The sequence below is a fragment of the Arthrobacter sp. UYCu511 genome, from assembly GCF_040547105.1.
GTDB classification, from domain to species: Bacteria; Actinomycetota; Actinomycetes; order Actinomycetales; family Micrococcaceae; genus Specibacter; species Specibacter psychrochitiniphilus.
The window spans coordinates 34,901-47,931 of the sequence record NZ_JBEPPB010000001.1 but is presented as its reverse complement, the minus strand read 5'-3'; the positions used below and the strand labels follow the sequence as shown (position 1 = coordinate 47,931).

12 protein-coding genes are annotated in these 13,031 nt (G+C 61.1%); 4 read left to right on the top strand and 8 right to left on the bottom strand.

All coding sequences use genetic code 11. From position 1 onward, the window contains the following. Positions 1–144: 144 nt before the first annotated feature. Genes der through ABIB48_RS00190 form a run of 8 tightly spaced genes read right to left on the bottom strand, consistent with a single transcriptional unit; the run spans position 145 to position 7,962 of the window. Positions 145–1,686, bottom strand: a complete 1,542-nt coding sequence (gene der, locus ABIB48_RS00225; protein WP_110106007.1) for a ribosome biogenesis GTPase Der — start codon at positions 1,684–1,686, stop codon at positions 145–147. Further along, positions 1,683–2,405 carry a lysophospholipid acyltransferase family protein gene (locus ABIB48_RS00220; RefSeq protein WP_354211259.1) on the bottom strand — a complete coding sequence of 241 codons (723 nt, stop codon included), beginning with the start codon at positions 2,403–2,405 and terminating at the stop codon, positions 1,683–1,685. Before ABIB48_RS00220 ends, der begins: the two co-directional genes overlap by 4 nt. Further along, entirely contained in the window at positions 2,402–3,121 is a 720-nt protein-coding gene (gene cmk / locus ABIB48_RS00215; RefSeq protein ID WP_354211257.1) for a (d)CMP kinase, read from the bottom strand. The genes ABIB48_RS00220 and cmk overlap by 4 nt, the downstream gene beginning before the upstream one ends. Then, the gene (locus tag ABIB48_RS00210; protein ID WP_110106004.1) at positions 3,118–4,221 is read right to left on the bottom strand and encodes a prephenate dehydrogenase; all 1,104 of its coding nucleotides are present in this window, start codon (positions 4,219–4,221) and stop codon (positions 3,118–3,120) included. Before ABIB48_RS00210 ends, cmk begins: the two co-directional genes overlap by 4 nt. Positions 4,222–4,228: 7 nt before the next feature. Next, positions 4,229–5,392 (bottom strand): pseudouridine synthase, encoded by a 1,164-nt coding sequence (locus ABIB48_RS00205; protein ID WP_354211255.1) that lies wholly within the window; start codon positions 5,390–5,392, stop codon positions 4,229–4,231. Positions 5,393–5,428: 36 nt separating this feature from the next. Continuing rightward, positions 5,429–6,073 (bottom strand): SMC-Scp complex subunit ScpB, encoded by a 645-nt coding sequence (gene scpB, locus ABIB48_RS00200; protein ID WP_354211253.1) that lies wholly within the window; start codon positions 6,071–6,073, stop codon positions 5,429–5,431. Then, the gene (locus ABIB48_RS00195; protein ID WP_502914078.1) at positions 6,066–7,079 is read right to left on the bottom strand and encodes a segregation and condensation protein A; all 1,014 of its coding nucleotides are present in this window, start codon (positions 7,077–7,079) and stop codon (positions 6,066–6,068) included. The genes scpB and ABIB48_RS00195 overlap by 8 nt, the downstream gene beginning before the upstream one ends. A gap of 1 nt (position 7,080) precedes the next feature. After that, positions 7,081–7,962, bottom strand: coding sequence for a ParA family protein (locus ABIB48_RS00190; protein WP_110106000.1), 882 nt, complete (start codon positions 7,960–7,962; stop codon positions 7,081–7,083). Between the two features lie 159 nt (positions 7,963–8,121). Here ABIB48_RS00190 and ABIB48_RS00185 point away from each other — a divergent pair, with 159 nt between their 5' ends. From ABIB48_RS00185 to ABIB48_RS00170, 4 genes are all read left to right on the top strand, one after another. Further along, on the top strand, positions 8,122–8,871 hold the full coding sequence (locus tag ABIB48_RS00185; RefSeq protein WP_354211250.1) for an ABC transporter ATP-binding protein: 750 nt from the start codon (positions 8,122–8,124) through the stop codon (positions 8,869–8,871). A gap of 4 nt (positions 8,872–8,875) precedes the next feature. Then, positions 8,876–10,549, top strand: coding sequence for a DUF6297 family protein (locus ABIB48_RS00180; RefSeq protein WP_354211248.1), 1,674 nt, complete (start codon positions 8,876–8,878; stop codon positions 10,547–10,549). 335 nt (positions 10,550–10,884) lie between these two features. Continuing rightward, positions 10,885–11,808, top strand: a complete 924-nt coding sequence (locus tag ABIB48_RS00175) for a glycoside hydrolase family 20 zincin-like fold domain-containing protein (RefSeq protein ID WP_354211246.1) — start codon at positions 10,885–10,887, stop codon at positions 11,806–11,808. A gap of 23 nt (positions 11,809–11,831) precedes the next feature. Beyond that, positions 11,832–13,031: a family 20 glycosylhydrolase gene (locus ABIB48_RS00170; RefSeq protein WP_354211244.1), complete on the top strand. Its 1,200-nt coding sequence runs from the start codon at positions 11,832–11,834 to the stop codon at positions 13,029–13,031.

Genomic DNA, 13,031 nt, shown 5'->3' with positions numbered 1-13,031 from the left:
GTTCGGTCCTTTGGAAGTTATCTTCCGTGGCTGAACCATCGGAAAAAAGTTTACCCCATATTCTCGGGCGCCTTGACCACTTTGACTGTGATTGGCGTCTCACACCCCGGCCGGAGTGATTTCCGGCCGGGGAAGAGGGACTGTCTACTTCTTTTTGCTGCGCTTTTCACGCACGCGCATGGCAACTTCAATGGGCGTTCCCTCGAAACCGAAGGTTTCACGCAGGCGGCGCGTAATGAAGCGGCGGTAGCCCGGGTCCAGGAAGCCGGTGGTGAACAGGACAAACTTCGGCGGACGGTTCGAGGCCTGGGTGCCGAACAGGATGCGGGGCTGCTTGCCACCGCGCACGGGGTGCGGGTGCTCCGAGACCAGTTCGCCCAGGAACGCGTTCAGACGGCCCGTGGGGATGCGGCGATCCCAGTTTTCCAAGGCCAGGTCCAAGGCGGGGACAAGCTTGTCCTTGTGCCAGCCCGTCAGGGCCGAGATGTTCACGCGCGGGGCCCAGCTTACGTGTGCCAGGTCCTGGTCAATTTCACGTTCCAAGTACTTGCGGCGCTCATCGTCCATCAAGTCCCACTTGTTGTACGCCAACACCAAGGCACGGCCGGATTCAATGGCCAACTGCAAGATGCGCACATCCTGCTCGCTGAGCACTTCATCAACGGCTAGCAGCACCACGGCCACCTCAGCCTTTTCCAACGCTGTCTGGGTGCGCAAGGAGGCGTAAAAGTCAGCACCTTGTTGCATGTGCACGCGGCGGCGAATACCAGCCGTGTCCACAAAACGCCAGGTGCGTCCACCCAGTTCAATCATTTCATCGACGGGATCGCGAGTGGTTCCGGCAACGTTGTCAACAACTACGCGCTCTGTTCCGGCCAGCTTGTTCAGCAGCGAAGACTTGCCAACATTCGGGCGGCCAATCAAAGCAACGCGGCGCGGGCCGCCGGTACGTTCAAGACCGGCTACTGCGGAGAATTCCGGCAGAACCTCCAAGACCTTGTCCAGCATGTCTGCCACACCGCGGCCGTGGACCGCCGAGACAGGAAGCGGCTCTCCCAAGCCAAGGCCCCACAGCATTGCCAGATCGGCTTCCTGGACCAGATCATCAATCTTGTTACCTACCAGGATGACGGGCTTCTTGGACTTACGCAGCATGCGCACAATGGCTTCATCTGATGCGGTAATACCCACAATGGCATCAACCACCAGCAGAACGGCGTCAGCCATCTCTACAGCAATTTCAGCCTGCTCGGCCACACGCAAATCAAGTCCGCGAGCATCCCGCTCCCAGCCACCGGTATCGACGAGCGTGAAAGGGCGCCCGCTCCAGTCGGCGTCGTACTGGACACGGTCACGGGTCACGCCGGGAGTATCTTCCACCACTGCCTCGCGGCGGCCGAGAATTCGGTTGACCAGCGTGGATTTACCCACGTTGGGCCGTCCCACAATGGCCAGAATCGGGTTCTGCCGCGTGGGGTCATAGTCCTCGCCGTCGTCGAATTCGCCGGACAGCAAGGCCGCGTCAGCGTCGTCGAGCTCGTAGTTGGCTAGGCCTGCGAGGAGGCCTGCTGCGCGTGCGTCGGCGTCCTCATCGGAAATGGCCGCCAGCCGCTCAGCGATCTGGTCGGTGCCTGTGGGCACGTATTCCTGGTCATCAGCGGGTGTGGCTGATTTGGAGTCGCTCATGGTTGCTGTCCTTTGTGCTTTGAAGATAGGTGATCATCCGCAGGCAAATCCTGCCCTGTTGCGGCTTGGGATGCGGCAATGTGTGACGCCAGCCGCAGGCGGATTTGTTCGGTTGCTCTGTCCATTGAAACACGGCCGGAAACACCGGGTTCACGCGTGATTGTCAATGGTTGCCCAAACACCACATGCATTTTGCGCCGTGGTGAGGGAATTTTATCTCGATGTTCTCCCCGGTTCCGGGTGCCAAGTACGGCAACAGGCACGACGGCGGCCGCTGAGTTAAGTGCCAGCCACGCCACCCCGCTATTGACGTTCGCGGCGTCTCCGCTCCCCCGGGTACCTTCTGGCAGGATCCCGACGCAATCACCACGGTCAAGGACCGCTTTGGCGTATTGCAGTGCGGCACGGTCACCTGATCTATTGACGGGGATCTGTCCGGAGGCTTGTAATACCCAGCCCAGGAAACCCTTGAACATGTCATGGCGAACCATGACGTGCATGTACCGGCTGCTCGCCCCCACCATGACGGGTCCGTCCAGGTAGCTCAGGTGATTGGCGGCAAACACCACAGGACCTGTGACGGGAATGTTCTCCAGTCCCACCACAGCGGTGTTGTACACCACATGGTCCAGGAACCGGCCCAGCGGACGGCTCCATTGGGTTTTCCACCGTGGCGGGGCGGCCGAAATACTCCGCAGCTGTTTTTGCTTTCCACTCATGCAGGCGGACCCGCGTTTACGGCCCTGCGCACCACGGCGATGACGGCGTCAACGGTCGCATCGAAGGCCAGATCAGAGGAGTCCACGGTGTACACGCCGTCGGCCGCACGCTGGAAATCGACCACGGTGGAGTCCTTGGCGTCGCGTGCCAGGACCTGCTCGGCCAGCTGTTCGGCACTCTGGGTGCCGCCCAATTGCAGGCCGCGCCGGCGCAGCCGGGCTTCCTCGCTGGCGGTCAGGATCAGGCGCGCCTCGGCGTCGGGGGCAACCACCGTGGTGATGTCCCGTCCCTCAACCACGATCCGGCGCCCGTGTTCTGCAATGAGTGCTTGCTGGCGGCGGATCAGTTCGGCGCGGGCGCCAAGGTTAGTGGCGACGGCGCTGACGGCCTCGGAAATCTTCGGTTCTCGGATGGCGGCGGTGACGTTAATGCCGTTGATCGTGAACATTTCCGTCCCCGGGTCCATGCTCTGTGCCATTTTGACGGTTCGCGCGGCCGCCTCAACGGCGGCCGCGTCGGCGAAGCTGATGCGGCCGTTCAGGCAGTGCCAGGCCACGGAACGGTACATGGCACCGGTATCCAGAAATGCCAGTCCGAGGCGTGTTGCCACGGCCTTGCTGACGCTGGACTTGCCGGAACCGGAGGGGCCGTCCACGGCCACCACCAGGGATTTGCCCTGGCGAATCTGCTGTTCTGTTACATCTGCATTGCTCATTGAAGTACCTTCCACCCGCGTGCCGTCAATTCCTCCACGAGTGCCACACGCTTGGCGGGCAGCACCGAAATTTCCACCATGCCAACCTGCAGTCCCGCCGAGTGGTCCATCCGCAGGTCTTCGACGTTGACGCCGATCTCACCAATTTCAGTCAGCAGTTTGGCGATCTGTCCGGGCTTGTCATCAACTAGAACCGTCAACCAGGAATACTGCTGAGGCGGGCCGCCGTGCTTGCCAGGAATCCGGCTCTGACCTTCATTTCCTTCGGTCATGAGCTGGGCCAAATCCAGGCGTGCCCCGGGAGCTGTTGGAGCACTAAGCGTGTTGATCAACCGATCCAAATCGGTACGCACCCCCTGCATGATCTCCAACAGTTTCGGTGCGTTGGCACCGAGAATCTGAACCCATAAGGCAGGGTCGCTGGCAGCGATCCGGGTCACATCGCGAAGCCCGTTCCCCGAAAGCGAGAGCGCGGCTGAGGGCGATTCCGCCAGTCTGCTCGCCACCAAAGACGCCATGACCTGCGGCAGATGCGAGACCAAAGCCACGGCAGCATCGTGCTCCTCAGCGGTGAAACGGAACACCACGGCGTCCAAGTCAATCGCCAGCGAATGCGCCACCTTGATAGCGTGGGCACTACTGAACTCTGAGGGACAAAGCACCCAGGGCATCGAGTTGAACAGCTCGCCCCGTGCTGCCACAGGGCCGGAACGTTCACGCCCGGCCATGGGGTGTGTGCCCACGTAGCGGGCCAGCGCGCCCGGCGCCAGAGAGTCCATGGCTTCTAGCTGAGCCAAGATGGCTCCCTTGACGCTGGCAATGTCAACCACTACGGCGGACGGGTACTGGGTGAGAGCCCCGGCCACTACCTGCGCGGAGACATCCGGCGGCGCAGCCACCACTACCAGCTCTGGGTGCAGCTCTTGCGCCGGGACGAAGGCGCGCCCGGCACCAATGTCTACAGCTACGGCCTGTGCCGACGGAGAGGGGTCGCTGAGGACCACGTCAAGACCGCGGGCCCGCAGCCCCAAACCAATGCTGGCCCCCAGCAGCCCGCTGCCAAGGACCAGCACGGCTCCGCTCAAGTGCGAAGGATTCATCCGCTGCTTACATCCCCACATCTGAAAGCAGGAAACCAATTTCGTGACGGCCCAGAACCCGAATGCTGCCCTGACGCTGATCGCCGAGAGCAATGGGGCCGAACTTGACACGCACGAGGCGCTCCACCGGATAGCCCACGGCGTCAAACATGCGGCGCACAATGCGGTTCTTTCCGGAGTGCAAAACTACCTCAGCCAAGACGTGGCCGGGGGTGGAGTCAACCAAACGGAAGGAGTCAACTTTCTGCCAACCATCTTCTAGTTCAACGCCGTCCTTGAGCTGAGCGCCAACGCCGTGTGCCATGGGCCCACGGACCTGTACCAGGTAGGTCTTGGGGATACCGTATTTGGGGTGGCTCAGGCGGTTGGAGAGTTCGCCGTCATTGGTCAGCAGCAACAATCCTTCCGTGCCGGTGTCCAAACGGCCAACGTGGAAGAGCCGCTCCGCGGTCTGGCGCTTCTTGAGGAAGTCGCTGATGCAGGGACGGCCTTCGGGGTCTTCCATCGTGGAAACAACACCCTTGGGCTTGTTGAACACCATGTAGACCAGTTCATCATTAGTCTGGATGGTCATGCCGTCAACGACGATTTCCACTGCTTGCGGATCAACCCTTAGCCCCAGCTGGTTGACGGTGATGCCATCAACCTGCACGCGACCTTCAAGGATCATGTCCTCGCACAAGCGCCGTGAGGCCACACCGGCCATGGCCATGACCTTTTGCAGGCGCACGCCTTCGGCATTGTGAATGTCAATGTCGTCAGTGGTGCGCAACGGGCGGCGGTTTTGCTCGGTGGGGCGGGCCTTACTGGAGCTGACGGTGCGGCCATACTGCTCATTGTTGTAGGGGCGGGCACCGGTCTGGCTCGGCTTACGAGCGCCGGTCTTGGGCTTGTTGGCAGCAGCCTTGGGGCCGCCCAGTTTGGGGGCACCTGACTTGTACCCGCTTGCGCTGGCTGCACTAGCCTTCTCGGCGTTGTAGCCTGCGGCACGAAGGGCGCCGGGCTTCAGGTGACCGTCGCCGGAATTGGACTTGTAGCCGCCTGATTTGGGTGCGCCAAACTTTGAACCGCCGGACTTGAAGCCTCCGGTCTTGGGCGCACCTGAGCGGGGCTTGCCGCCGCGAGGCTGGTTTTGGCCGGAGGAGTTTCCGGAACGGGGTGACGGTGTCATTACATAATCCTTAAAGTACTAAATGTTGTGGTCATGCTAAAAGTGTGAATCATCGAAATCCTGTAGGTTTTCCAGACCGGGCAAGTGCGGTGCAATTTGCGGCAACTCGTCCACGTTCTCCATCCCCAGCCGTTCCAAAAAGTACGCCGTGGTCCGGTATAGGAATGCCCCGGACACCGGATCGGTGCCCACTTCCTCAATCAGCCCGCGCTGCACAAGCGTCCTCACAACAGAGTCCACGTTCACGCCGCGAATGGCGGAGACGCGGGCTCGGGAGACAGGCTGGCGATAGGCAATCACCGCTAACGTCTCCAAGGCCGCCTGTGTGAGCCGGGCCGTCTGGCCGTCCACAACAAACGCTGACACGATCTCGGCATAGGCTGCGCGTGAATAAACACGCCAACCACCGGCAAGTTGCCGGAGTTCAAAGCCACGAACCGGTGCGGTGTCACCCTTTCCAGTATAGCCGTCGTACTCCCTTGCCAGTTCGTGTAATAGCTCACGTACCGTGAGCGCTGGTAATCCCACGACGGCAGCCAGCGCCTCCTCGGAAACTGGCTCATCCACCACCATGAGAACAGCCTCCAAAGCCGCCCGCACACTGTCACGGGAATCAAGGAGCCCGGCGGACGCTGCGGAATCGGGCGCTGCGGAATCAAGTGCGGGTGTGTGCTCAGGCATGGTCAATCCCACTCTCGTCATCGAAGTCACTCACGCCATCTGAGTCCTGTCCGCTGGCCGGCGAGGGATCTGCGCGCGCACTCAAGAGTCCCTCTCTCCAGAGCCCAGCAGTCCAGAGCACTGTTAATTCCCCCAGCGGATTTGGCTGCTCAAGGCTCACCAACTGGTCGCGGAACAATTCCAGCAGGGCCAGGAACCTGGCAATGACCACCATGGAGGATTGCGCATCGGCAGTGAGCGCGGCGAAGGTGAGCGGCTGCGCAACCCAGATTTCCGTTGTCTCCGTGCCCGCTGTTGACCCCATGGCACCCATTACCTGTGGTGCCAACGGCATGCCGGCTGTGAGCATGGCGGTGATAATGGCGGCTTGCTCCCGGACACTGACGGGTGCAACGTGCAGATGGGTCAATCCCACAGTGGTGCGGGGCGGGTCCTTGGTTTCCATGGCCCGGGCCGCCAACTGCGCAAATTGTTGGGGGGTATGGCGCCACACTAATTCGGGCAAAAGTGCGGCAAAATGAGGCTCCAGCCCCACTTGGCGGGGGAAGCGGCGCGCTTCACGTTCAAGTTCGGCACCCATGAGAGTGGCTACTTCCTTGAACGCCTTGTATTGCAAAAGCCGTGCGAACAAAAGGTCACGGGCCTCCAAGAGGGCCAGGTCGTCGTCGTTCTCCACCTCACCAGCTGGCAAGAGCCTGGCGGCCTTGAGGTCCAGCAAGGTGGCGGCCAGCACCAAGAATTCGCTGGCCTCATCCAGCGCCCAGTCCTGCCCCAGATCCGCCAAAGCCTTCAAATAGCTGATGAATTCGTCCGTGACTGTGGCAATCGCCACATCTGTGATATCCATCTCGCGCTTGGAAATAAGCCCCAACAGCAGGTCAAAGGGGCCTGTGAAGTTGTCCAGCCGCACCTCAAAGCGGGTGGTGGTCCCGACTGCCTGGGCGTCGGGTGTTGCTGCTGTGGGTGTATCTGCCGCGATCCCCGCGACGTTCTGTGGTGAATTCAAGTTAGGGCGAGCCGCCTCGGGCGATCAGTTCCTTGGCGAGCCGGCGGTAAGAGTCGGCGCCTTGGTGGTTGCTCGCAAAGGAGGTGATGGGTTCAGCAGCCACGGAGGCATCGGCGAACTTGATGGTGCGCTTGATGACAGTCTCGAAGACCTTGTCACCGAATGCTTCCACTAGGCGGGCCAAGACCTCGCGGCCGTGCAGGGTGCGGGCGTCATACATGGTTGCCAGCACACCGTCCACCTGCAGACCTGGATTGAGCCGGTCCTGGACCTTGTCAATGGTCTCCACCAGCAGCGCCACGGCGCGCAGAGCGAAGAATTCACAGATCAAGGGGATGATGACACCGTGAGCTGCGGTCAGGGCGTTGACGGTCAGCAGGCCCAAGGACGGCTGGCAGTCAATGAGAACCACGTCATAGTCATCCTCCACCTTGCGCAGTGCGCTGGCCAGGACTTGCTCGCGGGCCACTTCATTAACTAGCTGCACCTCAGCGGCGGAGAGGTCAATGTTGGCGGGGAGAATGTCAATGTTCTCAACGTCGGTGTGGATGATGGCGTCGCGAATATCCACTTTGCGGTCCATCAAAACGTTGTACACAGTGATGTCCAGCTCATGGGGGTTGGTGCCAAAACCTGCCGATAGCGCACCCTGCGGATCAAAGTCCACCAGTAACACTTTGCGCCCAGATTCGGCCAGAGCGGCACCTAAGTTAATGGTCGAAGTAGTTTTTCCTACGCCACCTTTTTGGTTCACCATGGCGATGATGCGCGCGGGACCATGGGAGGTAAGGACCGGGGGTTCGGGGAATTCCGTCAAGGGGCGCCCCGTGGGGCCCAGTACGTCCTCGCCGGCAAGTGCCGTTGCACCCTGCTCGTTGCTCACCTGTCAGTCCACGCTTTCGCCGCTAAAAAAATTCTCTCCACTGCCATCTACTAGGTTACCGGTTGCCGGCGCCATGTTTTGAACATTTGCCCATGATGGGTTTTGAGCCTTGACCCTCAAGCTGAGGCTGAATGTTGCCCCGCATATACTTCGAGAGTGATGAGCAAAGCAACGAACCACTCCGGTGCGAACCAGCACCACCGTCCAATCCCGGCACGCAAGGACGTTGTCCGGGCCGAGAAGCTCCAGGCTGGATATGCCGGAAAGGCTGTGTGTGGGGTGGTCAGCTTCAGCCTGCATTCTTCACAGTCTCTAGCCCTGGTGGGGCCCAACGGTGCGGGTAAGTCCACTGTGGTGAAAACTGTGGTGGGCCAGCTTGAGGCCGTGTCCGGGACAACGTTGATCAACGGCAACGAAGTTGATGACCGCACCTTGGATTTCCGCCGCGAGGTGGCTGTGGTCTTTGACGATGACGCGTTCTTCCCCGCCCTGACGGTGGAGGAGCACCTGGCTATTGTGTGCGCCGGGCATGGTGTGGACGAGGTGGAGGATGTGATTTCCGCTGAGCTGGAATTCTTTGGGCTCTCTGCGCTGGCCAAATCCCGTCCGTACAACCTCTCTTCCGGCCAGCGCCGCCGGATGCTCCTGGCTGCGGCCTTTGTCCGCCCCCGCTCCCTTCTGGTACTGGATGAGCCCGAGCAGCGCCTGGACACGTCCATGCGGCACAATCTGGCAGCGCGCTTGCGGGCCGAGGTGGACTCTGGACTAGCCCTGCTGGTGGTGACGCACGATCCCGAGTTCCTCATCACCGTAGCCACAAAGGCCCTGTTCATTGCGGACACCATCCACGCCATGACACCCGGCCGGGCCGCCGAGGCCATTGCTTCAGAGAACCCGCACGCGGACTAATCCCATGACTAAGGAAACCAACGAGCGCTTCAGCGCCAAGGAAATTCGCCAGTACACGTTCCGGGCAGGCCTTAGCCGCACCCAGGGCGGTCTCATGGAGCTCATCTCCGAGGTGTATACCTCCATCCTGGGCGGGCTCACCCTGGTGACCATGGCCGGCGCCCTCATCGTGGCACTGCGCCACAGCCTGGGCGTGGGAGACGAATCCGCACTGCTTGCCTCCGCCGTAGCCCCGGGATTCCACTCCGTCACGCTTCTCCAAGCCAGCGCAACAGCGCTCCTCACACTGGCAGCCGGGCTACTGACCCTGGAAATGACCATGGGTCCCGTAGCCATGTCCGTGCCGCAAACCGCATGGTGGCTGGGACTTCCGGTCCGCCGTCGAGGTTTCATCCAGCCAGGGTTCCTAAAGTCAATGGCATGGCCCAGCATTGCCGCGGTCATTGTGGTGCTGCCGCTATCCCTGGGCATGGCAGCCGACCCCACGCCCGGGAACTTGGCCCTAGCCGTGCTGTGCGGGCTTGGCCTGGCCTGGCTCCTGTATGGGATCGCGGCCTGGTGCCAAGTCACCGGCTCCGGCGCGTGGCTGAAGAAGGCCATGGGGGCCATCACCCTACTTGCGCCCCTGACACTTGTGGCCACGGCTCTGTACAACAATGTGGCGGGCACCAGCGCCATCACCGGTAGGCAAACCGCCTGGCTGGAATACCTCCCCACGAGTTGGCCCCTTCTGGTGGCCGACGGCGCACGCTGGCCGTTGCTGCTCCTGGCCCTTGCGCTGGGGTTACTGGCACTGGTGTACCTGAATCTGGAGCGGATCACCACGGCGGCGCTGAAGAAGAGCGCTGCAGCCGGGGCGTATGCGGCCAGCTCACTGCTGTCCATGGACGCCACCGAGCTCTCCCGTTCGTTCAGTACGGGACCGGCCACCGGTAACAGCCGGGTGCGGCTCAAACTAATTTTCACCAAGGGGACTGCCAACACCCGCAGCATCAAGACGCTGGCCAGCACGCATGCAACCATGGCGCTGCGCTCCCCCGCCACGTTGTTGCGGGTGCTGGTGCTGGCCGCCATCCCCGCCTCCTTGGCCTCCGTGGAGTTTCTAGGCAACGCAATCCTCATTGCCGTAGCCATTTACCTCTGTGCGCACTTCTCCGCAACCGCACTCGGTGCCACCGCGCGTTTCTCGGCTGGCAACCCTGCCGTGGATACGCTCATGCCGCTGCCGGCCAAGACCGTCCGGCAGGTGCACTATATTGTTCCGGGTGCAGCGATGACACTGTGGGCAATTATTTGCTTCGGCTTGCTTCTGGCACTGGGTGTGGGCTCACCGGCTTTACTCATTCTCGCTCTCTTGGCCGGACCGGGGCTCGGCGCCGCCACCTTAAGGGCGGGTTTCCGCCCTGCCCCCGACTGGAATATGCCCGCCCTGGCCGGACCCGCAGGCCCTGTGCCTACCGGAGCCATCCGCGCCTTCCTCATTGGACCCGACCTGTCCCTGATCGTTCTGCTGCCGGTGTTGATCTGCCTGATCTCAGGCGGCGTGCCCTCCATTGCCTTCCCCATTCAGCTGACATTGACATTCTTGGCGTTCCAGTGGGGCACCCATATTCGCAAGCCCAAGTCAGCCAAGGATGGCGGCCTGTTCGGCGTGCCACAAACCGCGGCAAACAAGTAAGCCAGAGCCCGAAGCGAGAGAGCGGATCTTCATCCCTATGACGGCGTCTCGTCAATAAAGTACTGGCTGTTTACTTAAGTGGCTTGGCCGTAATGTGATGGAAAACATAGTGAAGCTCGTGTCGTTGACACGAGCTTCACTGACGTAAGGAGGCGTTGGCGCCTACCGGGACGCCTACCCAGCAACCGCCGTCGAACGTTTCATCACGTAATAGCTACACCACACTGGATGCCTCTTGCGGTCCCAGATGAGTAAAGCGAGTAATCGACTGAAAGTACTGAGAGGAACTGCGACGACAGGGCTCGCCTCCGGCCCCAGCGGAAAACCCAACAAATGTGGCCTTGACAGGTACGGCTACCGCATCGAACGTGGAAAACCAGCTCCCGGGTAATTTCGCGGCTATGGCAATTGACGGCGACAGCTACACCCGCTGGTCTTCAAACTATCTTGATGACCTCTGGCTTCAGGTGGAGTTGGCGCAGGCCGGCCCCATAGATCACGTAAAGATTGTCTGGCCCAATGCAGCGGCGAAGAAGTTCATTCTCCAGACTTCCCTCGACGGAGTGACCTGGACCGATGCTGAAACCATCACCTCCACGGTAGGACCTGGCCGTACCGATGAGATCACTCTCGGTGTAGCCAACGCGAAGTTCCTGCGCATGCAAGGCATAAGCCGTTGGTCCACGTACGGCTACTCGATCTCCGAATTTGCGATTTACGACAAAGCTCAGCCCGTGGCGCCGAAGAACCTGGCGCTAGTGCCGTTGCCTGCCGAATCAGCCGCTACCGCTGATGGCACGTTCCGGCTGATCCCCAAAAGCCGCATTGTAGCCACCGGGGATGCTGTGGATGCTGCCACCTACTTCGCCCAAAAGGCCCGCAAGAGCACCGGCTTCACACTGCCTGTAGTCACGGGAACGGCGACCGCCAACGATGTTCAGATCACCGTTGCCCCGGATAGCTCCGAAGACAAGCCCGAAAGCTACACCCTGGCCGCTGACGCCCACGGGCTGAAGATCGCTGCCAACACATCCGCCGGTGCGCTGAACGGCGTGCAGACGTTGCGCCAGCTTTTCCCGCAATGGATTGAATCCAGCTCGGTCGTGAACACGCCTTGGACCGTGGGCGGCGTGGTCATCAGCGACTACCCCCGCTACGAACACCGCGGCGTAAGCATTGATGTGGCCCGTTCCTTCTACACCGTGGATGAAATGAAGGAACACATCGACAACGCAGCCCAATTCAAGTTCAACACCTGACCGAGATCTCCGGTAAGACAGCCATGCTGACGAATCAGTGGCAGAGCGAACCCGGACACACCAACTCCGCGCTCACCGCGGATGGAGGCGGGACCGCGCTAGACGCTGACAACCCGGCAACGTATGAATTCACCAAGGAAGTCCTGACTCAGCTCGCCGCGATGACACCCGGGCCGTACATCCACATTGGCGGCGACGAGACCCCCGAAGTTTCTGAGGTTGACTATAAGAAAATGATCGCGGCCTTCAGCCGACAGGTCACCGACCTGGACAAGAAGGTGATTGGCTGGAGCGAGTACGGTACGGCCGGCTTGCCGCCGAACTCCGTGATCCAAGCATGGACCTTCAAAACACAGGAGGAGGCCAACAGCATCATCAAAAACAATGCCAAGGTCATCCTGTCACCGGACGCAAAAACCTACATTCCACAGAAGCAGGATAGTGCCCAGGAAGTCGGACCCGCATGGGCCTGCGGCGGCCCCTGCACCCTCGAGGACCATTACGACTGGGACCCGGCAACCCACCTGCCAGGTATTGGCGATGCCCGCATTCTGGGTATGGAAACAGTGCATTGGGGCGAGTTCATGCGCACCATGGACCAGACCGAAAACTTCCAGTACCCGCGCACCCTAGCCACTGCCGAAGTAGGCTGGTCCCCGCAAGCCAAACGAGACTATGCCAACTTCACCCAACGCGCAGGAACCTTCGGTGGGCGCATGGACCTTGAAGGCATTAACTACTTCAAGACCAGCGGCGTTGACTGGAGCACCGCCCCTGCAGCCCCTGAAACTGCCCCAGCCTTGGTGGATCCGGCAGCACTGCCAGAGGTATCCCCCGTTGATTTAGGTGTTCCCTCCACCGAGTTCGACGGCGGCGAGTACCTCATCCTGAAGAACCTCCCGGTCAATGCTTGGTTGCGTACCGCTATCCAGAACACTTCCGCCACGGAACCCACGGCTCCAAAGAGCCAGTGGGTCCTCTCCAACGCGGCCGGTGAAGCGCCCCTGGAGGTTCCCACCGGTCTTGAAGGCGGCAACTATGTGGTGACCGTTCAGAATGCTGCGGGTCAGCTGGCAGGGTTCGCCGCACTAGCCCTCGCTGACCAGCCCGGCCACGGACGGCACTACCAGTGCCACACCCACGCAAGGGACGCCGTCGCCCGCGGCCAGTTCACCCTCCACTACTCCCTCCGCTACTCCCTCCGCCGGGAGCAATTCCGATGA

Bases quoted from the DNA above. Each gene is read 5' to 3' on its own strand.
- cmk (WP_354211257.1), bottom strand. From the start codon at position 3,121: ATGAGCAATGCAGATGTAACAGAACAGCAGATTCGCCAGGGCAAATCC.
- ABIB48_RS00185 (WP_354211250.1), top strand. From the start codon at position 8,122: ATGAGCAAAGCAACGAACCACTCCGGTGCGAACCAGCACCACCGTCCA.
- ABIB48_RS00170 (WP_354211244.1), top strand. From the start codon at position 11,832: ATGCTGACGAATCAGTGGCAGAGCGAACCCGGACACACCAACTCCGCG.
- der (WP_110106007.1), bottom strand. From the start codon at position 1,686: ATGAGCGACTCCAAATCAGCCACACCCGCTGATGACCAGGAATACGTG.
- ABIB48_RS00210 (WP_110106004.1), bottom strand. From the start codon at position 4,221: ATGAATCCTTCGCACTTGAGCGGAGCCGTGCTGGTCCTTGGCAGCGGG.
- ABIB48_RS00220 (WP_354211259.1), bottom strand. From the start codon at position 2,405: ATGAGTGGAAAGCAAAAACAGCTGCGGAGTATTTCGGCCGCCCCGCCA.
- ABIB48_RS00180 (WP_354211248.1), top strand. From the start codon at position 8,876: ATGACTAAGGAAACCAACGAGCGCTTCAGCGCCAAGGAAATTCGCCAG.
- scpB (WP_354211253.1), bottom strand. From the start codon at position 6,073: ATGCCTGAGCACACACCCGCACTTGATTCCGCAGCGCCCGATTCCGCA.
- ABIB48_RS00205 (WP_354211255.1), bottom strand. From the start codon at position 5,392: ATGACACCGTCACCCCGTTCCGGAAACTCCTCCGGCCAAAACCAGCCT.